The organism is Aeromonas sp. CA23 (genome assembly GCF_002587065.1).
Taxonomy (GTDB): Bacteria; Pseudomonadota; Gammaproteobacteria; order Enterobacterales; family Aeromonadaceae; genus Aeromonas; species Aeromonas bestiarum.
The window spans coordinates 3,196,294-3,216,561 of the sequence record NZ_CP023818.1; the positions used below are offsets into that span (position 1 = coordinate 3,196,294).

Sequence of the window (20,268 nt, forward strand, 5' to 3'; positions counted from 1 at the left end):
GACACTGTGATGGATGAGTGTGCTCTATGGCAGGTGTAAGTTCTGTCATGAGCAACAAGTTGCGCCCTATTTAGCTATAAGTGCCAAGGGTGCAATATTTGGCAGGGATATATTCCAATCGCGCAACTAATTGCGCTTCGTCGGTGAGAATGGCGTGTAGCTTGTCTTTAACTATATGTTTTATAAGTTAAAAAATGTTTGGCATGGTCACTGCTAAGGGTTTGGTCGAGTGCTATCTCATTTCACCAATCTATCAGGAGCATACCCATGCCAACTCCATGTTATATCAGCATCGAAGGTAAGACTCAGGGCAACATCACCGCCGGTGCCTTCACCTCCGACTCCGTCGGCAACATCTTCGTGCAAGGCCACGAAGACGAGATGCTGGTGCAAGAGTTCCAACACGTCGTCACAGTGCCGACCGATCCGCAATCCGGTCAGCCTGCCGGCCAGCGCGTCCACAAGCCGTTCAAGTTCACCGTCGCCCTGAACAAGTCCGTGCCGCTGATGTACAACTCCCTGGCCTCCGGCGAGATGCTGCCGAAAGTAACCCTGAAGTGGTACCGCACCTCGGTTGAAGGCAAACAGGAGCACTTCTTCAGCACTGTGCTGACCGATGCCACCATAGTCGACATCGACTGCCAGATGCCGCACTGCCAGGATCCGGCGAAGTCCGACTTCACCCAGCTGATCCAGGTCTCCCTGGCCTATCGCAAGATTGACTGGGAACATACAGTGGCCGGCACCTCGGGTGCGGACGACTGGCGCGCTCCGATCGAAGCGTAACCGTATACACAAGGGCACTGCTTGCGGTGCCCTTTTGCCATCTGCGTGTTTGACGGGCATCTCCCGCGGCCTTCTATCCACGTTTCCATCCCAGCGATTTTTTCTTGTTTCCGTTTGCTCTGCAAAAGCGGGCACAAGAAAAAAGACGAGTTCACGTCTTGCCGCACGCCGTCAAGGGCGTGCGGTAGCCATGGTGTCAGCAACGCCGGGGCGATGGCGGATCTCTCACTCGGTTTGAATGGCTCCCGAATATGAGGGGCCGCATGACATCTCAGGGGCGCTCACCGATGGCAGACAGCACAGGATTACAATTTACCGTCAAGGTGGGGGCACTGCTCGAGAGCACCTTCGTTGTGGCCGAGTTTGTGCTGGAAGAGGCGCTGAACGGGCCTTTCCAGCTGCGTTTGGAATTGGCGAGCCCCGAGCCCGATGTCGACTTCGGTGCCGTGCTGGACCAGCCGTGCGAGCTGATAGTGTGGTACAACGGCGAGCTGCAGCGCCGGGTGTGCGGGGTAGTGAGTGATTTTGCACAAGGGGACAGCGGTTTTCGCCGTACCCGCTATCAGCTCATGGTACAGCCGGCGCTGTGGCGGCTCTCGCTTCGCCACAATTCGCGCATCTTCCAGGCGCAAAAGCCTGACGAAATCCTCTCCGTCCTGTTGCAAGAGCACGGCATCACAGACTACGCCTTTGCGCTGAAAAACGAGCACGCCCAGCGGGAATACTGCGTGCAGTACCGCGAGACCGACCTCGATTTCGTCAACCGGCTCGCCGCCGAAGAGGGGCTCTTCTACTTCCATGAATTCGACGCCGGCAAACACCGCATCGTCTTTGCCGACGATGCGGCGGCCCTGACCGCCGGCCCCGCGCTCTTCTTCAACCTCGGCAACCGCTCGCTGGAGCAGGGCCCCTATGTGCGCCAGTTTCACTACCGCGAGGCGGTGCGACCCAGCGACGTGGAGCTCAAAGACTACAGCTTCAAGACCCCGGCCTATGGCCTCTCCCACAAGAAGGTGGGGGCAGAGCTGGAACACCAGCGGGGCACCTATCAGCACTTCGACTTCCCGGGCCGTTACAAGCAGGACGGTAGTGGCAAGGCGTTTGCCCAGCACCGACTCGATGCCCTTCGCAATGATGCCGTGGCGGGCAGTGGCAAGTCCAACAGCGCAGCCCTGCTGCCAGGGCAGAGCTTCTCGCTGACCGAACATCCCAACGGCAGCCTCAACACCGACTGGCAAATCGTGCGTATCCAGCACACCGGCTTGCAGCCGCAGGCGCTGGAAGAGGAGGGGGGCAGCGGCCCGACCGTCTACCACAACGAATTTGCGGTGGTCAAAGCCAGCACCAGCTGGCGGGCGCGCATCGGCAGCCCACAGGCGCCTTACAAGCCGATGGTGGACGGCCCGCAAATCGCCGTGGTGGTCGGCCCCGAAGGGGAGGAGATTTACTGCGATGAACATGGCCGGGTCAAACTACAGTTCCCGTGGGACAGATACGGCAGCTCCAACGACCAGAGCTCCTGCTGGGTGCGTGTATCCCAAGGCTGGGCCGGCGGCCAATACGGCATGATGGCGATTCCGCGCATCGGCCATGAAGTTATCGTCTCATTTCTGGAAGGGGACCCGGACCAGCCCATCGTCACCGGTCGCACCTTCCACGCCACCAACCGGCCACCCTACGAGTTGCCGGTCAACAAGACCCGTACCGTGCTGCGCACCGAGACCCATCAGGGTGAAGGGTTCAACGAGCTGCGCTTCGAAGACCAGGCGGGCAAGGAAGAGATTTACATCCACGGTCAGAAAGATCTAAACGTACTCATCGAGAACGATGCGGCCTGGCACATCAAGCACGACCAGCACACCGATATCGACAATGAGCGGGTCACTCGCGTCAGAAAGGTGCCGGGTGAGGAGGGGGCACCGCCCAGTCTAGGCAACGACCATCTGACCGTTGAAGGGGAGAAGCGGGATCATATCAAGGCTGACTACTCGCTGACTGTGGATGCGTCCATGCATCAAAAACTCGGTCAGAGCTGGCTTACCCAGGCGGGGCAGGAGGTGCATGTCAAGGCGGGTGCCAAGGTGGTGCTGGAGGCGGGCTCTGAAATTACCGTCAAGGTCGGTGGCTGTTTCATCAAGGTCGATGGCGGTGGCGTCACTCTGGTCGGCCCCACCATCAAGATGAACTCGGGCGGCAGTCCAGGCTCCGGCTCCGGTTGGGCGGGCCAGATCCCCAAGAGTTTAGAGGAAATGTTGGATGCCCCAAATAAACACTGGATGAAGTTCTATCACCTCGACTCCGAACTGATGCCCTTGGCAGGGACCCCCTATAAAGCTGTGTTGAGCGATGGCTCTGTGAGGGAGGGCACTCTGGACGGTGAAGGTATGGCGCTGCTTGAGGAGGTGCCCGCTGGTACTGCTTCTGTGAGCTATGACGTGCAGGACAACTTTGTCGATTTGCCCCGTGAGCCCATCTCGGCCCTCACCGGCCATCTCGACAGTCTGAGTGACGAGGGCTGATATGTTCGGTAACGATCTGTTTGAGCAGCTCTATGACCACCTGGATAAAGCTGTGTCCGGCGGCGCTGCCTATGTCAAACAAAGTGCAGAGGCGGTAAAGAAGGGGGTTGCTTCCAGCCTGCAGTGGATTTGGGAGGCCCTCCAGGGGGATTTCAATCCCAACCAAAGTGCGGGACAAATCGCCGCCAATGCGGTGTTGGGTCTTATTCCCGTGGTCGATCAGGTGTTGGATTGTCGCGACCTTATTGCCAATGCCCGGGATATTTCCCGTGATCCCAAGCAGCCGGAGAAATGGGTTTTCCTCAGCTTTACCCTGATAGGTCTGATCCCGTCACTGGGTTCTGCGCTCAAGGGGGTGTTGAAAATCATCTTCCTGTTTGTCCGTAAGGCGGGCGGTGATGCCACCAAGGCGATCAGACCCGCCATGGTACCCGTGTTGACGTTTCTCAGTGACCCCAAGGTCAAGAAAGTGCTGGGTATCTCGCGCCTCGACAAGGTTCTGAAAGGATTTGCCGGTCAGATCAGGGGGTTGAGAGGGCAGATCGCTGTCAGCGTGCTGCTGGGCTATCTGGACGATGCCGTCAGATCGCTGACCAGTTTGATCGGCAAGGTAAAAGGATTGGCACCAGCATCGGTCAGGATCTGGCTGGAACAATCCCAGCGCCTGGTGCTGCAAATGCAGTCACAGGCAGGTCAGATGTTGCCTGCTGCCATGGGGCCCGTGCTCAAATCCCTCGATGAGATTGCCGCGGGATTGGAGAAAGAGGCGGTCAAGCATTCCCCTGGTTACAAGGCCGTGCCCGGTGGCACCGTTATCCACCCGCTGCCGGATGATGTCGTCAAAGTGGATCTCAAGATCCTGAGCCGCTCCAAGAAAGGGATTTATGGCGAGATCATCAGCGACAACTGGATGGCAAATCACAAGTTCGAGAACCTGTTGCCAGAACATCGCCGGGTACGTAGCCTGAATGACAAGCCCAGAGGGCGGGGCATCGATGGTATCTACAAGAACACCAATCCTCCGCCTCCCTACGTGGTGACCGAGACCAAGTTTCGGACGGCAGGGGGGGAGTATATCGACGAGGATGGCACCAAGAGCACCCAGTTGTTGTCGATGACCAAGGGGTCGGGCAAGCAGATGAGCAATTTGTGGATAGAAAGGCGATTACCGGATGAAATAGCAGATAAAAAGCTATTGGCGGATATCAGAAAACAAAAATATGAATCTTGGTTGATGATCGTCGATGAGTCTGGTGAGGTGATTCAGATCACCAAGTTGAATAAGAATGCCGATGCTATCGGTACTATCCCGGTCAAGTAGGAGTAGAAAATGAGTTCGTTTATTGAGCAGCGTCGAGATCCACTATTATCTGAGGATTTCTTCTTGGTTCAGCTAGAAGACTACAAAGAATCGCTCTATTTTGACCAGGAGTGGTGGAGCTGGATAAATGATCCTCACCATGAACGCTGGAGTGACCCAGCAGGATTGCCTACTCGCTCTGGTGCCAGTGCTGGCATGTTTATGGATAATCTTGAACATCTGATCTTGCTTTATTCTGGCGGGGTCTCTCATGAAGAGGTTATTGCTCAGCTAGGCGTCGTCACTAAAGAGTTTTTACGCCATAAAAAAGAGTTTCCAGATGAACAGTTTTATTACTGGGAGCAAGATGCCTATCAATATCTGCTCTGGATGTTTTCATTAAGCATCCTCTATGGCCAGGATGAGATGTTGCCCGAGTTGGTGCGTTATATCAGTAAGAATCCGGAAGGGGACGACGACCCACTGTGGAGCATGTTGTTGGCCCGCTTGGGTTATCCTGGCTTCCCTCGAGGCCCAGAATCCTATATTCCCGAGGTGTATCGCCCGCTATTTGATGCCATCAAGGGAGATGGTGTAAATCCCACCAAGGTTGAGCGTCAGGCGAGCATCAAACAATACCTCAAAGGATGGTACAAGGGGTGTAAAGAGTGCTATTGGCACGACAGGCACAAGGCAAAGCATGCCATCTACTTTGGCTATTGGGCTTTTGAAGCGGCGCTGGTCACCCTGCTTTATGAGCTGGATGACAGCAGCTATCGAGACATGCGCTATTACCCCAAGGATCTGGTGGATTATGCCAGAGCCAATGGTATTGCAGAGAAATGGCAGGCATTGCGAGTAGCCCAACATCCTATTGCCATGCCGGGTTCAATGGTGGAGCAGGATGGCAACTGGCGCTGCAACCTGACCGATGAGCAGTGGCAGCTTCGCAAAGGGCAGCGTTTACCTTCCCAAACCCATGTCAACAAGGACGACATGTTGTTCTGGGTACAGGAGTAGTTTGCTTTTATCGATCATGCGTTGCCTGCGTGATCGATACATCGCGAACCGAGCATCGTTTTGGTGCTGCGGCGGTGTTGCTTGGCACCCTTGGCTCTGTATGAAAAAATCGAGAAAGAAAGGTGAAGGCGATAAAAAAACTATTCCTGCTCCTCTCCGTCATTATCTTGTCGCCCCTGTTGATTCTCATGGTCTATGTCGAAAGACGAAGAAAGAAATGGCTTCTATCAATTTTACTATCCCCTCTGCCTGAAGAGATCAGAGCCAGCAGATTGAACGCGCTGATGAATACCCATGCCGATGAGCTACAGGGCGGCATTGTGTCAGCACTTGTTGAATTCAACTCTAATGAACATTGGGTGTGTCTCAATATTGACTGGCGAGACGTTGAGGAGGTTGAGTTACAGGGCAATGCATTGGCGGATATTCACGGCTTGAAGGATCACTTCACTTGTTCAGAGCCGGGTGAGGAGGCATCGGTTTGGAGCATGTTGGTGCTTTATGACTTGTGGCTGCAAGCGCGAGGATATGAAGTTGTGCTTTGGGATATAGATGCAGATCAATATACAGGATTTATTTGTCGAACCGATATTCTCGACAAACTGTTAAATGAGGGAAGCAAGCTGGGTCTGGACCTGGTCAAGCTGGATCATGTGAACGAGCAATAATATTCTTAGGCAGCACGGAAATTACCATAATAAGGTCTATTTAAAGAAAGTTGATGAGCAATAGAAAGTCTATCTGGTTGTAAGAAATAATTATGTACACAGCCACCCTACCATCTTAATTATTCGCAGATACAAACAATGACATACCGCACATTATGGTTGGTACTGGCGACCCATTGGCTCGCCGCTTGTACTACAACGACGTTACAGACCGAATCCGAACTGACTCAAGCCGCCCACCAGGGGCAGGGTAAGGCGCAATATGAACTGGCCAATCGCCTGGCCGCCAAGCCCGATTATCCCGAGGCGATGCACTGGATGAAGCAGGCCGCGGATCAAACAGGGCCTTTGGCTGCGGATGCCGACATTCGGGGAAAAGCGGCTCTGCAGGTAGGAAGCTGGTATCAGGTGGGTCTTGGCGAGCCAAAGAATCCTCAATTGGCCGAGAACTGGTGGCAGCGCTCGGCCAAGCTGGGCAACCGTGAAGCCAGTTATCAGCTGGGGAGGAATTGTCAGCAGCAGCACAAAGGCAAGCTGGTAAGCGAGTGCCTCGACTGGTTCGAGCAGGCAGCCAAACGGGATCATGCCGAAGCGCAACTGATCCTGGGGCAATGGTATGCCAAGCAGCCTGGAGCCGATGTGGATGCCGTCAAATGGTTGGAGAAAGCCGCCGAGCAAGGCAATCGCGACGCGCAATATCAGTTGGGATTGCGCTACGAGCAGGGGCAAGGGGTAAGTAAACGGAGCGATGTGGCGCTGCGCTGGTTTGAGAAGGCAGCTGCCCAGCAGCAACCGGATGCCTTGCTGATCCTGGCACGCAAGGCCGCACCTGAGGAGGCGTTCAGTTTCTATCAGCGGGCTGCCAATGCAGGGTCTGCGCCAGCTCAACTGTGGCTGGGGCAGGCTTATCTGGCAGGAGAAAAGGTCGTTCAGGATCTTGCCTTGGGTCGTTATTGGCTGGAGCTGGCTGCTGGCAATGGTTCTCATGAAGCCGAATATCAGTTGAGCCTGCAACAGAGCGATGCTGCGGCGCGAGAGCATTGGTTGACGCGTGCCGCAGAGGGCGGTTTTAGCCAGGCTCAGCTTGCATTGGCGCAATGGCTGCAAGAGCGCGGGGATCTCGCCGCCGCTCGCCAGCGTTTTTCGCAGGCGGCAGCGCAGGGCAATGTCGATGCCTACTATGCCTATGGTGAGATGCTGCGGTTGGGGCTGGGCGGCAAAGAGGATTATGCGCAAGCCCTCAAACAGTATCGATTGGCTGCCAACGCGCATCATAGATCTGCCCAGTATCGCATGGGGATCATGCGTGAGCAGGGATTGGGGGCACCTCGCAATCGACTGCATGCTTATGCGTGGTATCTGCTCGCGGCTACGGATGGCAATCATGATGCAACCAAGGCACGTGATGAGCTGGAAAAAGGCATGACGGAGAAGGAAAAGAGTGCCGGTCAGAAGCTGGCGCAGCACTGGTTTTCTCAGCAGCGGAAGCTGGCGCCAATAGGGTAGACCATCATGTTGATTTATATCATTAAATGATTGCCCCATGATTCATGAACTTGAATTTATCAAAAGAGTTTTTTGATTATTAACTTTTTTGTTTTTTTCGTGGATATGAAGCATACCCATCATGATTATTTATTATCAATGTCAGAGAGTTTTACTCTGTGCGCCAGTTATTGACGCCGGCAGCGCATCTGTCTTGTTGCGCCAACACTTGTCGTAGGTAGGTGCGAGTAAACTGATTTAGTTTTTAGCTCACTCATTGAATCGTATGTCATTTTTCCTTCCACATATGATGCATATATATTGGTTGTTTTTGTTTTATTCTTTGGTGTTTTTGTAACTAATTGTTTTTGTTGGTTTTTTATTATTATGGCATCTAATTTATTTAATGTTCTGTTGACGTGGGTAAATATATAAATATACCATTTGTCGCAAGTGGCTCTTAAGCCAATATGACCGCTGACAAAGAGCAGAGGCATGAGTGGAATAACAAGATGCATATTGTGTTTCTGATTATTAGAGTATCTGCTCTTTATGTATCAAAAACATATCAATCGGCCAATGGTTTTTCCTTTCGCTATCCAGCGATATCGTCAACTGTCATTTTTGACAGTTGTTGGTTAAGCCATCGGCTATAAGCTTTTGGGTCTGAGCTGATCCATAACTTGGTATTTAGAGCATGGGAAAAAGTATCGATGGCGCCACTGTTGCGCCCAAAGAACGTATCAATATCAAATATGTGCCGGCAACCGGTGGGCAGCAGGGAGAAGTTGAACTTCCGCTGACCATGATGGTGGTAGGCAATATGAAGGGACGTGCCGAAGAAACGCCTATCGAGGAGCGTCAGACCGTCTCCATCGACAAGAATAATTTTTCTTCCGTCATGAAAGAATCCGCACTGGAACTGAATTTTTCCGTTCCCAATCGCCTGGAAGAGAACAACCAGGAGGAGATGCCGGTTTCGATCAAGATCCAGTCTCTGGAAGACTTCACTCCTGATCGAGTGGCCCAGCAGGTACCCGAGCTGCGCAAGCTGCTGGAACTGCGCGAGGCGCTGGTTGCCCTGAAGGGACCACTGGGAAATATTCCCTCCTTCCGCAATCGTTTGCAGGATCTGCTGTCCAGTGATGAGGCTCGTGAGCAACTGCTCAAGGAGCTGGATTTGATTAAACCTGCCGAGTGATCGGCTGGTTGGATTGATTGACGAGAAAGGAATAAAACATGTCTTTGGTCGAAGAACAGGTTCAAGCGGGGGCGAGTACCGCTCCCTCGTCCTTGCTGGACGAAATCATGGCGCAGGCTCGCATCACCCCGGTCGATGAAGGCTACAGTGTCGCCAAGCAAGGCGTTGCCGCCTTGATCGCCAATATCCTTGATAACGGTACCACAAGCGATCCGGTCAACAAGGCGCTGGTAGACAGCATGATTGTCGAGCTCGACAAGAAGCTGAGCAAGCAGATGGACGTGATCCTGCATGCCAATGCCCTGCAGGAGATGGAGTCTTCCTGGCGTTCACTCAAGTTGCTGGTGGATCGCACCGATTTTCGTGAAAACATCAAGATCCAGGTGTTGCATGCGACCAAGGAAGAGTTGCTGGAGGATTTCGAGTTTTCTCCTGAAATCACCCAGTCTGGTCTCTACAAGCATGTTTATTCCAGCGGTTATGGCCAGTTTGGCGGTCAGCCCGTCGGTGCCGTGATAGGTGATTACGCCTTCACCCACAGCTCACCCGACATCAAGCTGATGCAGTATGTCAGTGCCGTTGGCGCCATGGCCCATGCCCCCTTCATCTCCTCGGTTGCCCCCGCCTTCTTCGGCGTCGACAATTTCACCGATCTCTCCTCCATCAAGGATCTCAAATCGGTTTTCGAAGGTCCGTCCTATACCAAGTGGCGCGCACTGCGCGAGTCGGAGGATGCCCGCTACCTGGGGCTGACCGCGCCGCGTTTCCTGGCCCGTCTGCCGTACGACCCGACCGAAAATCCCATCAAGGGTTTCAACTATCAGGAAGACATCAGCTCGGATCACGACCACTACCTGTGGGGCAACACCGCCTATCTGATGGGCACCTCCCTGACCGACAGCTTCGCCAAGTATCGCTGGTGCCCGAACATCATAGGTCCGCAGAGCGGTGGTGCCATCCACGATCTGCCGGTGCATGTCTACGAGGCCATGGGTCAGCTGCAAGCCAAGATCCCGACCGAAGTGCTCATCACCGACCGTCGTGAATATGAGCTGTCAGAAGAGGGTTTCATCACCCTGACCATGCGCAAAGACAGCGACAACGCCGCCTTCTTCTCTGCCAACTCGGTGCAAAAACCCAAGGTGTTCCCGAACACCAAGGAAGGCCGGGAAGCGGAAACCAACTACAAGCTGGGCACCCAGCTGCCCTACATGTTCATCATCAATCGCCTGGCACACTACATCAAGGTGCTGCAGCGCGAACAGATCGGCTCCTGGAAGGAGCGTCAGGATCTGGAGCGTGAACTGAACAGCTGGATCAAGCAGTTCGTTGCCGATCAGGAGAACCCGCCGGCAGAGGTACGCAGCCGTCGCCCGCTGCGTGCCGCCCAGATCAAGGTGCTGGACGTGGAAGGTGAGCCGGGTTGGTACCAGGTTGCCATGGCCGTGCGTCCGCACTTCAAGTACATGGGGGCCAGCTTCGAGCTGTCTCTGGTAGGTCGACTGGACAAGGAATAATGCCCGATGCCGTATCTCTCTTCCTGGGATAGAGGAAATGCGGCCAGTCTGTTTGATCGTATCCGGGGTGAGGGGTTTGGCTCCTCACCCCGCACGGAATCTGAGGAATTGATCGCATCTGTCAAACGGCAGCTCGAGCAGGTTCTCAATACCCGTCCCGGCAATTGCCGCAGTGCTCCCGAGCTGGGTGTCATCGATCTCAATGACGCCACGCAGGGCAGTGCGGACATCAAGGGGCGGATCCGTGAGGCGATCCGGCAATGCATCCGTCGTTATGAACCGCGGATAATTCATGTGGATGTGCGTTCACCCGACCATCAGGCGAGTCCGCTTGAGATGTCGTTTCAGGTGACGGCCCACGTGAGGCTGGAGCATATCGAGCAGGTTACCTCGTTCAATGTCCATATGGACAGTCACCGTCACTACCGCATGGTCTGATCAATGTCGCTGGAACATTACTTCAGGGATGAGTTGGCATTTTTGCGCCTGCAAGGGCGCGAATTTGCCGATGCCTATCCCGAACTCACCCGTTTCCTGTCGGAGCAGAATACCGACCCGGATGTGGAACGTCTGCTGGAAGGCTTTGCGTTTCTCACGGGCAATCTGCGCGCCAAGATCGAGGATGAGTTCCCCGAGCTGACCCATGGTCTGCTCAATATGCTCTGGCCCAACTATCTGCGTCCCGTACCCAGCATGACCATAATGCAGTTTTCGGTCATTCCGGGGGCCATCGCCCAACCGGCGCTGGTCAGGCAGGGTTGCCAGCTCGACAGCCTGCCCATCGACGAGCTGACCTGTCATTTTCAGACCTGTCACGATACCTGGGTCTATCCGGCAGATATCCATCATATTTCGGCGCAAAGTGGTAACGATCTCTCCACCATCTCGCTGGATATAGCACTACATGCCCCCCTGCCATTGAGCGAACTGCAGCTGGACAAGCTGCGTTTCTTCCTAGTAGGCGGCGACAGCTATACCGCCTATGAACTCTACTTCTGGCTCTCCAACCAGCTCTCCCACATAGAGCTGGAGATCGATGGCAAGCGCTTTCGCCAGGAGGCCAAGGCGCTGAAATCGGTCGGCTTCGAGCGTGATGATGCGCTCCTGCCTTACCCGAACAACGTCTATTCCGGCTACCGGATCCTGCAGGAGTACTTCTGCTTTCCGGAAAGCTTCCTCTTCTTTGAACTCTCGGGTGGCGAGTGGCCCAAACAGCCGTTGCCGGTGAGTGAATTCAAGATCCATTTCTGCTTCGATCGGCCCCTGCCGGCGGAGCTCAAGATCCGTCCCGACTCCTTCATGCTCAACTGCGTGCCGGCCATCAATTTGTTCCAGCACGACAGCGAGCCGGTCAATCTCAATGGCCGTCAGGCGGAGTATCCCCTCAAGGCGAGTTATCGCCATGCCGACAGTTTCGAGATCTTCTCGGTGGATCAGGTTGAGGGCTGGGTCGAGGGCAATCTGGGCCGCTCCCGCGGCACGCCGCGCATCTATCAGCCGTTCGAGAGTTTCCAGCACCAGATTGAGCGTGCCAAGCACAGGCTGGCGCTCTATTACCGGGTGCGGGTCAGAGAGTCGGTCAGCGGCGATGGTTTCGAGCACAGCCTTTCGTTCGTGCGGGGTGATGAAACCACCACGGTCGATCTGGATGAGTCGATCTCGGTCACGCTCACCTGCACCAATCGCTCCCGCGCTGCTCGTCTCAAGGTCGGCAGCATCTGCGTGCCGACCGGCAGCTCGCCCTCGTTTGCCACCTTTCGCAACCTGATCAGGCCGACCCGGCCACTGCGCCCGGCACTGGATGGCAGTCTGCACTGGACGCTGATTTCCAACCTGTCGCTCAACTATGTCTCCCTGCTGCGGCGGGATGCCCTGGTGCAGGTGCTGCGCACCTACGATTTCCCCGCGCTGCATGACAAGCAGGCGGAGCAGGCGTCACGCAAGCGGCTGGCGGGGATCGAGGAGATCGAAACCACCCCGGTCGACCGTCTGGTGCGGGGCATGCCGGTGCGCGGACTCAAGTCGGTGCTCTCCATTCGCCAGTCCGCTTTTGGCAGCGAAGGGGAGCTCTACCTGTTCAGCACAGTGCTGGCGCACTTCTTCTCGCTGTACGCCAGCGTCAACGCCTTCCACCTGCTTGAGGTGGTCAATCTCGACAACAAGGAGCGCTATCAATGGCCAGTCCAGATCGGTCAGCACTCCCTGATGTGACGTCCGCCAGGGACGCACCTCGCTTCAACTTCTTCCAGCTGGTTGAGCTGCTCAACCGGCTGGACGGTGCCGATCAGGAGCGCGGCCTCGACCATCTGCCGAGTGACGAGAACATCCGCTTCAAGGCGACCGCCTCTCTGGGCTTTCCCACCAGCGACGTGTTGCAGATCGGTAGAGATGGCAAGGGGCGCCACGAGCTGGAGGTGGCCTTCCTCGGCCTGCATGGCAGCCAGTCTCCCATGCCCGGTTATTACCTGGACTCGCTGGCGTGGGAGTACGCGCAGGGGGAGCCGAAGCTGGGTCTGTTTCTGGACTTCTTCCATCACCGCCTGCTGACGCTGCTGCACAGGATCTGGCGCAAGTATCGCTATCACGTCCGTTTTCAGGACAACGGCGAGGATGGATTTTCCCGCCTGATGTTCGCCCTGGTGGGGCTGGGTAACGAGGCAGTCTGCCAGAGCCTGCCGGTCAACCGCGCCAAGATGCTCTCTTATGCGGGCATGCTGGCCAGCCCCAGTCGCTCCCCCGAGGTGGTAGCGGGTCTGGTGGCGCACTGTTTCGATCTGGCGGATGTGGAGGTGAGTGCCTGGCAGTGGCGCAAGGTGCCCATCCAGCAGGATCAGCAAAACCGGCTGGGCGGCGCTTGCGCCACCCTGGGCAGCGACTTTGTCATAGGTGACAAGGTGAACGACTGCGCCGGCAAGTTTTTATTGAAGATCAACAACCTGAGTTTTGGCCAGTTTCTCGGGTTTCTCCCGAACGGGGAGCACTTTCACGCCCTGGTGACCTTTGTCTCCTTCATCCTGCGCGACCAGTTGGCCTGGGATCTGCGACTCGGCTTTGGCCAGGAGCAGGCCCGGGGGTTGCGATTGGGGGAGGAGCAGAGTGCGCGCCTGGGCTGGAGTACCTTTCTCGGCCAACCGCCGAGTGACCCGTTTGTGACTATCTGTGTACAGGAATAAGCGCAGGAAATTCAGTGTCGGAATCAGTGCAGGAGTGAATGTGGACGACTTTAACCAGCAACTTTCCCTGGTGGTGCTCAACAGCGAGCAGCTCGATGGCAGCCAGCAGGTGCAGTACCGCTTCGACGAGATGGGGGGCACTCTGGGCGCCTCCGAGCAGGACGACTGGCAACTGAGGGACAGGTTGGGGGCCGTCATGCCGGCCCACGCCCGCGTCGAGCTCAACGACGGTCGCTTTTGCCTGTGCGATCTGAGTGGCCAGACCTACATCAACGGTGCGACCTCGCCCATAGGGCGGGCCCGCAAGGTGCATCTCGAGCAGGGTGACGAACTGATCGTCGGCCCGTTCCGGATGCGGGCCTACCTGGGGGCCATCTCCCCCGAGCAGAGCCTGCAACAGGTGCTGGGCAACCGCCCCTCCGAGCAGCTCGATGAGTGGCTGGCCAGCGACGAGCTCGGTGCTCAGACCATGGCCGATCCGCACACCCTGGCAGTCGACCCCTTGTTGGCGTTGCAGCAGGAGCGCTCGGCGCCGTCCCCGCTGGCGGACTCCCGGCTGCAGGCACCCCTGCGTTCACAACCGGATATGGATGCCGTATCCCTAGCCCCTTTTTCTGCCGTCGAGAACACCATGAACCAAGAATTTCTGGATATGCCCACCATAGAGAATCACCCCGACTACCACCCTCCGCTGGATGGGGTGGATCACGTGGCGCTGACCCCCTTGATGCGCGGCCTGGGTCAGTCCCTGCAGCTGCAGGATACCCAGCAGGCCCACGACATGCTCGAAGAGATGGGCAAGACGGTGCGTGCCATGGTGGAAGGGCTGCTGCAGTTGCAGACCGATCAGGCAGCGCTGGCGGATCGGCACCTGCGCCCCATTGAGGACAACCCGCTGCGGCTCGGGCTCGACTATGACGAGACCCTGGCGGTGATGTTCGCCGAGCAGAAGAGCCCTGTGCATCTGACGGCGCCAGCGGCGGTGGCCGAGAGTCTGCGCAATGTGCGCATTCATCACGTCGCAAACCAGCAGGCCATAGGCGCGGCGCTGGACAGCATATTGCAGGCGTTTTCGCCAGAGGCGCTGCTCGGGCGGTTCGAACACTACCGTCGTACCGGTGCACCGGGTGTGGCCGACGAAGGCTGGGCCTGGAACATGTACCAGCACTACTACCGCGAGTTGACCTCTGCCCGTCAGCAGGGGTTCGACAAGCTGTTCCATCAGGTCTATGCCCAGGCGTATGACCAGGCCGTGCGTCAGCAACAGGGACTGATTTGATGATACGTGCGCTGATGCTGGGGGCCTGTCTGCTGGCCCTGGCCGGGTGTACCACCATGGGCAAGATGGCCGACGTGGCCATGGATCCGGATATCCAGGTGGGCAGCAATGGCGACCAGCCCTCCACCCTGGGGCTGAGCCTGCTGGCGGAGCCTGATGTCAATCCCAACGAGAGCGGGGAGGCGGCGCCCATCGAGTTTCAGGTGGTGGTGCTGGCCGAAGATTCCAAGCTGCTCGCCACCGACTATGACCAGGTGACGGCGGATGTGGAGAAGGCCCTTGGCAAGAACTACCTGGATCATCAGGACTACACATTGCTGCCCGGCCAGTTCAAGTATCTGCCGCCCATCAAACTCGATGAGAAGACCCGTTACATCGGGGTGATCGCACGTTACGCCGATCCGGACAGCGCCGAGTGGCGCAAGGTCATCAAGGTCAAGAGCATGGGCCGTGCCTATCAAATTCTGGTTCATCTGCGTCTGGATGAAGTGGAACTGCAAAAAGAAGAAGAATAACCATGTCGAGTCGAAATCGGGTTATCTGGCGTGAGGGGCTCTTCATCAAGCCCCAGCACTTCCAGCAACAACAAAGACATTCAGAATATGCGCTGCACGCTCGCCTGAGCGCGCTGTCCGACTATTTCTATGGCTTGCAGTCGCTGGCCATCAATGAGGATTACCTGGGGTTTGGCCGCATCGCCCTGGTGGGGGCCACCGGCATTTTGCCCGATGGCACCGTCTTCAACATTCCCAATGACGACATGCTGCCGGCGCCCCTGGAGATCACCGATGCCTCGGTCGCCAACCAGAAGGTCTATCTGGCGCTGCCGCTGTCGGTGAGCGGGGTCAACGAGGTCAATCAGGGAGGCCAGGTCGCTACCCGGTTGCAGGCCCATCGCCACGATGTGCGGGATCTGCACAGCGAGGGGGGCGATGTGGTCTCCCTGGAAGTGGGGCGGGTCAGCCTGCGCCTGATGCTGGAGCGCGAAGATCGCAGCGCCTATGCCTCGCTCGCCATCGCCCGCATTCTGGACAAGCGCCCGGACGGCGGTCTGGTGCTGGATCCCAACTTCATGTCCTGCAGCATCAGCGTCTCCGCCATCCCGACCCTCAAGCGCTTCCTCGGCGAATCGGCGGGGCTGGTGGCCGAGCGGGCCCGCAGCCTCTCCCAGCGCATCGCGGCGCCGGGTCAGCAGGGCGTCGCCGATGTGGCCGAGTTCATGATGCTGCAACTGCTCAACCGGGCCCAGCCCCAGCTGTCGCACCTCTCGCGTCTTGGCACCCTGCACCCGGAGCGGTTGCACGAGGCGCTGGTGCAGCTGTGTGGCGAGTTGATGACCTTCACCGACGAGTCCCGTCTGCCGCCCGAGTTTGCCGCCTATCGTCACGACGATCAGCAGGTGAGCTTCGAGCCCGTGATGCTGGCCCTGCGTCAGGCACTAAGTACAGTGCTGTCGCCGCGCGCCGTCTCCATCCAGCTGCGCAAGCACCAGTACGGCGTCATGGTGGCCATGGTCAACGAGAGCGAGCTGATGCAAAGCGCCGACTTCGTGCTGGCGGTGCGTGCCCGCATGCCGCAGGAGCAGCTGCGCAAGCAGTTGCTGCAGCAGACCAAGGTGGCTTCCAGCGACAAGATCCGCGAGCTCATCAGCCTGCAACTGCCCGGCATTCCACTGTTGCCGCTGCCGGTGGCGCCGCGTCAGTTGCCCTATCACGCCGGTTACAGCTACTTCCAGCTCGACCGTCAGAGCCCCGCCTGGCAGATGCTGGCGGTCAGCAACACGCTCGCCTTCCATATCGCCGGCGATTTCCCGGAGCTCGACATGCAGCTCTGGGCCATTCGCAGCCAGTGATCGCATCAAGGAATAAGCAGAGATGACCACGGACATTATCAAGAACGAGCAACTCAGCGACCTGCTGTTCGATCATGCCGAGCAGCTGGACATGGATTCGGACTACTGGTTCCGCCTGCGCGGCCAGAGCATCAACCCCATGATAGATGCGGTGACCCCCTTGCTGGGGCTGGTGCAGCGGGTGCGCCTGCTGTCGCGCTACGACAGGGTGCCCGAGCTCTATCAGCGGGTGGTGACCGAGATCCAGGCCATCGAACAGGAGCTGATGGCCCAGGGTTACGAGAACGGCGTCGTCCTCTCGTTTCGCTACATCCTCTGCACCTTCATCGATGAGGCCGTGATGGGCCGCGACTGGGGCAGCCAGAGCGAATGGTCTGAACACTCCTTGCTGACCCGCTTTCACAACGAAACCTGGGGCGGCGAGAAGGTGTTCGTACTGCTCACCCGTCTGCAGGAAGATCCGGTGCGCTACCGCGACATCCTGGAGTTCATCTACCTGTGCCTGTGCCTCGGTTTCGAGGGGCGCTACAAGGTGATGAGCAAGGGACAAGGGGAGTTCGAGCGCATCGTCAAACAGCTGCACAAGCAGCTTGCCCCCGAGGCGAGCGGTGAGGCACCCAGCGTGTTTCACCTCGACCTCGGCCGTCAGGCTTCCCGTTACCAGCTGCGCAAGCAGATTTCCCTGCGCAGCCTGTTCATGGGCGGGGCCCTGATCCTGGCCATCATCTTTGGCCTCTATCACCACCAACTCAATAACCAGACCCAGGACGTACTGCGTCAACTGGGCGAATTATTAAAATAATTATTCTGAGGAGAGCACGCCTTGATTCGTATAGAGCTACCCGTACTGGTGGAAAGACTCAACCCCATCTGCCGTCACATGCTGGAGGAGGCTGCGGCCCTCTGCGTCAACCATCAGGGAGCCGAGATCCGCATCGAGCACCTGCTGCTCAAGATGCTGGAAACCCCACTCAGTGATGTGCGCCAGATCCTGAAAGTGGCCGAGGTGGAGGTCGACGCACTCAGAACCCTGCTGCAACCCTCGGCGGCGGATACTGGCTATGGCCAGGCTTATCCCTCCTTCTCGCCACTGCTGGTGGAGTGGCTGCAAGACAGCTGGCTGCTGGCCTCGGCCGAGCTGCAACACGCCCAGCTTCGCAGCGGTGTCATGCTGCTGGTGCTCTTGATGACTCCGCAGCGCTACCTGCCGGGGTCCGTGACCCGGCTCTTGGCCAACGTCAATCGCGAGCTGCTGCGCCAGCAGTTCGATGAGTGGGTCAAAGAATCTGCCGAGACCCAAGTGACTGTTTCTGCAAACGGCACCTCGACCCAGGCCGCCTTGCCGGCCGATGCCAGCCTGCTGGCCCGCTTCACCGTCAACGTCACCGAACAGGCCCGTCAGGGCAGCCTGGATCCCGTGCTCTGCCGGGATCACGAGATCGATCTGATGATCGACATCCTCTCTCGTCGTCGCAAGAACAACCCCATAGTGGTGGGGGAGGCGGGCGTCGGTAAAAGTGCCCTCATCGAGGGGCTGGCCCTGCGCATCGTAGCGGGCCAGGTGCCCGAGAAATTGCGCGAGGTGGAGCTGATGACGCTGGACCTTGGCGCCATGCAGGCGGGCGCCTCGGTCAAGGGGGAGTTCGAGAAGCGTTTCAAGGGGGTGATGCAGGAGGTCAAGGATTCGGTGCGTCCTGTCATCCTCTTCATCGATGAGGCACACACCCTGATAGGTGCCGGCAATCAGGCCGGCGGGCTGGATGTTTCCAACCTTATCAAGCCTGCGCTGGCCCGGGGCGAGCTGCGTACCATAGCCGCCACCACCTGGGGCGAGTACAAGAAATACGTGGAGAAAGACGCAGCCCTGTCGCGCCGCTTCCAGCTGGTGAAGGTGGGTGAGCCCAATGCCGACGAGGCCACAGTGATACTGCGCGGCCTGCGCAGCATCTACGAGAAGGCCCATGGTGTGCTGATCGACGAGGAGGCGCTGCAAGCCGCCGCCCAGCTCTCCGCCCGTTACATCTCCGGTCGTCAGCTGCCGGACAAGGCGATCGACGTGCTCGATACCGCCTGTGCCCGGGTCGCCATCAACCTGACCACGCCGCCGCGCGCCGTCAGCCATTTGCAAAACGCGTTGCGCCAGCGCGAGCTGGAGATCCGTCAGCTGGAGCGCCAGAGCCTGATAGGTCTCGGTGACAATGACGAGCGCCTCGCCGAACTACAGGCCGCCCAGCAGAGCTGCCGCGAGTCGCTGGCCGAGCAGGAGGCCCAGTGGCAGCAGCAGCAGGGGCTGGTGCACCAGATTGTCGAACTGCGCGCCGCCCTGCTCGCCGACGAGCAGGATGAGCTGCTGACCAGAGAGGCGCTGGATCTGGCCGATGCGCCGCTGGATTCACAAGCCGCCGCCGAGAAGCTGGCCGAGCTGGAGCGCGAGCTGGCCGCCCTGCAACAGGGCGAGGTATTGGTTTCCGCCCACGTCGACAAGACCCAGGTGGCGGCCGTGATCGCCGAGTGGACCGGGGTGCCGCTCAATCGCATCTCTCAGGGGGAGCTGGACGTGGTGACCCGGTTGCCGGAGTACCTTGGCGAGCTTATCAAGGGGCAGGATGTGGCGGTGGCCCATTTGCACAAACACCTGCTGACCGCTCGCGCCGACTTGCGCCGCCCGGGCCGTCCGCTGGGTGCCTTCCTGCTGGTGGGGCCGAGCGGGGTCGGCAAGACAGAAACCGTGCTGCAGATTGCCGAGCTGATGTTCGGTGGCCGCCAGTACCTGACCACCATCAACATGTCCGAGTATCAGGAAAAACATACAGTCTCCCGCCTGATCGGGTCGCCTCCCGGCTATGTCGGCTTTGGCGAGGGGGGCGTGCTGACCGAGGCCATTCGTCAGAAGCCCTATTCGGTGGTGCTGCTGGATGAGGTGGAAAAAGCCCATCCGGACGTGCTCAACCTCTTCTATCAGGCGTTCGACAAGGGCGAGCTGGCCGACGGGGAAGGGCGCATCATCGACTGCAAGAACGTGGTCTTCTTCCTCACCTCCAACCTCGGCTTCCAGACCATAGTCGATCATGCCGAGCAGCCCGATGATCTGCTGGATGCGCTCTATCCCGAGCTCGCCGCCTTCTTCAAGCCGGCGCTGCTGGCACGGATGGAGGTGATCCCCTACCTGCCGCTGGGCCACGACACGCTAGTACAGATCGTCGGCGGCAAGCTCAACCGGCTGGTCAAGCTGCTCAAGGATCGCTTCGGCGCCGAGGTGGTGCTGGAAGACGAGGTGGCCGAGGAGATACTGCGCCGCGCCAATCGCAGCGAGAACGGCGCCCGCATGCTGGAATCCGTCATCGACGGTGCCCTGCTGCCGCCGGTTTCCCTGCAACTGCTGCAGCGCCTCTCGGCCGGTGAGCCCATCAAGCGGGTACGTTTCTCTGTGAGCGAGCGCCAGTTCGTGGCCGAGGTGGAGGGCTGAAC

At 58.0% G+C, this 20,268-nt stretch carries 16 protein-coding genes; all 16 read left to right on the top strand.

The window, feature by feature from the left end:
- Positions 1 to 267: 267 nt before the first annotated feature.
- The 16 genes from hcp1 (at position 268) to tssH (ending at position 20,266) form a co-directional block, all read left to right on the top strand.
- Positions 268 to 786 carry a type VI secretion system effector Hcp1 gene (hcp1, locus tag CK910_RS14985; protein WP_043141097.1) on the top strand — a complete coding sequence of 173 codons (519 nt, stop codon included), beginning with the start codon at positions 268 to 270 and terminating at the stop codon, positions 784 to 786.
- A 287-nt stretch (positions 787 to 1,073) separates the two neighbouring features.
- Positions 1,074 to 3,305 carry a type VI secretion system Vgr family protein gene (gene tssI / locus CK910_RS14990; RefSeq protein WP_098983845.1) on the top strand — a complete coding sequence of 744 codons (2,232 nt, stop codon included), beginning with the start codon at positions 1,074 to 1,076 and terminating at the stop codon, positions 3,303 to 3,305.
- 1 nt (position 3,306) lies between these two features.
- Complete coding sequence (locus tag CK910_RS14995; protein WP_098983846.1) at positions 3,307 to 4,626, top strand: hypothetical protein; 1,320 nt, start codon at positions 3,307 to 3,309, stop codon at positions 4,624 to 4,626.
- A 9-nt stretch (positions 4,627 to 4,635) separates the two neighbouring features.
- Positions 4,636 to 5,625: a PoNi-like cognate immunity protein gene (locus tag CK910_RS15000; protein ID WP_098983847.1), complete on the top strand. Its 990-nt coding sequence runs from the start codon at positions 4,636 to 4,638 to the stop codon at positions 5,623 to 5,625.
- A gap of 122 nt (positions 5,626 to 5,747) precedes the next feature.
- Positions 5,748 to 6,293 carry a DUF6630 family protein gene (locus tag CK910_RS15005; RefSeq protein ID WP_098983848.1) on the top strand — a complete coding sequence of 182 codons (546 nt, stop codon included), beginning with the start codon at positions 5,748 to 5,750 and terminating at the stop codon, positions 6,291 to 6,293.
- Between the two features lie 138 nt (positions 6,294 to 6,431).
- Positions 6,432 to 7,799: an SEL1-like repeat protein gene (locus CK910_RS15010; RefSeq protein WP_098983849.1), complete on the top strand. Its 1,368-nt coding sequence runs from the start codon at positions 6,432 to 6,434 to the stop codon at positions 7,797 to 7,799.
- 676 nt (positions 7,800 to 8,475) lie between these two features.
- Positions 8,476 to 8,979, top strand: a complete 504-nt coding sequence (gene tssB / locus CK910_RS15015; protein WP_098983850.1) for a type VI secretion system contractile sheath small subunit — start codon at positions 8,476 to 8,478, stop codon at positions 8,977 to 8,979.
- Between the two features lie 38 nt (positions 8,980 to 9,017).
- Entirely contained in the window at positions 9,018 to 10,496 is a 1,479-nt protein-coding gene (gene tssC / locus CK910_RS15020; protein WP_043141082.1) for a type VI secretion system contractile sheath large subunit, read from the top strand.
- Between the two features lie 6 nt (positions 10,497 to 10,502).
- Positions 10,503 to 10,934, top strand: coding sequence for a type VI secretion system baseplate subunit TssE (gene tssE, locus CK910_RS15025; RefSeq protein ID WP_098983851.1), 432 nt, complete (start codon positions 10,503 to 10,505; stop codon positions 10,932 to 10,934).
- Between the two features lie 3 nt (positions 10,935 to 10,937).
- Entirely contained in the window at positions 10,938 to 12,707 is a 1,770-nt protein-coding gene (tssF, locus tag CK910_RS15030) for a type VI secretion system baseplate subunit TssF (protein ID WP_098983852.1), read from the top strand.
- The gene (gene tssG / locus CK910_RS15035; protein ID WP_098985110.1) at positions 12,671 to 13,669 is read left to right on the top strand and encodes a type VI secretion system baseplate subunit TssG; all 999 of its coding nucleotides are present in this window, start codon (positions 12,671 to 12,673) and stop codon (positions 13,667 to 13,669) included. The genes tssF and tssG overlap by 37 nt, the downstream gene beginning before the upstream one ends.
- Before the next feature lie 40 nt (positions 13,670 to 13,709).
- The gene (gene tagH, locus CK910_RS15040) at positions 13,710 to 14,948 is read left to right on the top strand and encodes a type VI secretion system-associated FHA domain protein TagH (protein WP_098983853.1); all 1,239 of its coding nucleotides are present in this window, start codon (positions 13,710 to 13,712) and stop codon (positions 14,946 to 14,948) included.
- The gene (gene tssJ / locus CK910_RS15045; protein WP_042869816.1) at positions 14,948 to 15,463 is read left to right on the top strand and encodes a type VI secretion system lipoprotein TssJ; all 516 of its coding nucleotides are present in this window, start codon (positions 14,948 to 14,950) and stop codon (positions 15,461 to 15,463) included. The genes tagH and tssJ overlap by 1 nt, the downstream gene beginning before the upstream one ends.
- Before the next feature lie 2 nt (positions 15,464 to 15,465).
- The gene (tssK, locus tag CK910_RS15050; protein ID WP_098983854.1) at positions 15,466 to 16,800 is read left to right on the top strand and encodes a type VI secretion system baseplate subunit TssK; all 1,335 of its coding nucleotides are present in this window, start codon (positions 15,466 to 15,468) and stop codon (positions 16,798 to 16,800) included.
- Between the two features lie 22 nt (positions 16,801 to 16,822).
- On the top strand, positions 16,823 to 17,602 hold the full coding sequence (icmH, locus tag CK910_RS15055; protein WP_043135905.1) for a type IVB secretion system protein IcmH/DotU: 780 nt from the start codon (positions 16,823 to 16,825) through the stop codon (positions 17,600 to 17,602).
- A gap of 21 nt (positions 17,603 to 17,623) precedes the next feature.
- The gene (tssH, locus tag CK910_RS15060) at positions 17,624 to 20,266 is read left to right on the top strand and encodes a type VI secretion system ATPase TssH (RefSeq protein ID WP_098983855.1); all 2,643 of its coding nucleotides are present in this window, start codon (positions 17,624 to 17,626) and stop codon (positions 20,264 to 20,266) included.
- The last annotated feature ends 2 nt before the right edge of the window (positions 20,267 to 20,268 follow it).

Coding starts and splice junctions, on each gene's coding strand:
- hcp1 (WP_043141097.1), top strand. CDS start 268: ATGCCAACTCCATGTTATATCAGCATCGAAGGTAAGACTCAGGGCAAC.
- tssI (WP_098983845.1), top strand. CDS start 1,074: ATGGCAGACAGCACAGGATTACAATTTACCGTCAAGGTGGGGGCACTG.
- CK910_RS14995 (WP_098983846.1), top strand. CDS start 3,307: ATGTTCGGTAACGATCTGTTTGAGCAGCTCTATGACCACCTGGATAAA.
- CK910_RS15000 (WP_098983847.1), top strand. CDS start 4,636: ATGAGTTCGTTTATTGAGCAGCGTCGAGATCCACTATTATCTGAGGAT.
- CK910_RS15010 (WP_098983849.1), top strand. CDS start 6,432: ATGACATACCGCACATTATGGTTGGTACTGGCGACCCATTGGCTCGCC.
- tssB (WP_098983850.1), top strand. CDS start 8,476: ATGGGAAAAAGTATCGATGGCGCCACTGTTGCGCCCAAAGAACGTATC.
- tssC (WP_043141082.1), top strand. CDS start 9,018: ATGTCTTTGGTCGAAGAACAGGTTCAAGCGGGGGCGAGTACCGCTCCC.
- tssE (WP_098983851.1), top strand. CDS start 10,503: ATGCCGTATCTCTCTTCCTGGGATAGAGGAAATGCGGCCAGTCTGTTT.
- tssF (WP_098983852.1), top strand. CDS start 10,938: ATGTCGCTGGAACATTACTTCAGGGATGAGTTGGCATTTTTGCGCCTG.
- tssG (WP_098985110.1), top strand. CDS start 12,671: ATGGCCAGTCCAGATCGGTCAGCACTCCCTGATGTGACGTCCGCCAGG.
- tssJ (WP_042869816.1), top strand. CDS start 14,948: ATGATACGTGCGCTGATGCTGGGGGCCTGTCTGCTGGCCCTGGCCGGG.
- tssK (WP_098983854.1), top strand. CDS start 15,466: ATGTCGAGTCGAAATCGGGTTATCTGGCGTGAGGGGCTCTTCATCAAG.
- icmH (WP_043135905.1), top strand. CDS start 16,823: ATGACCACGGACATTATCAAGAACGAGCAACTCAGCGACCTGCTGTTC.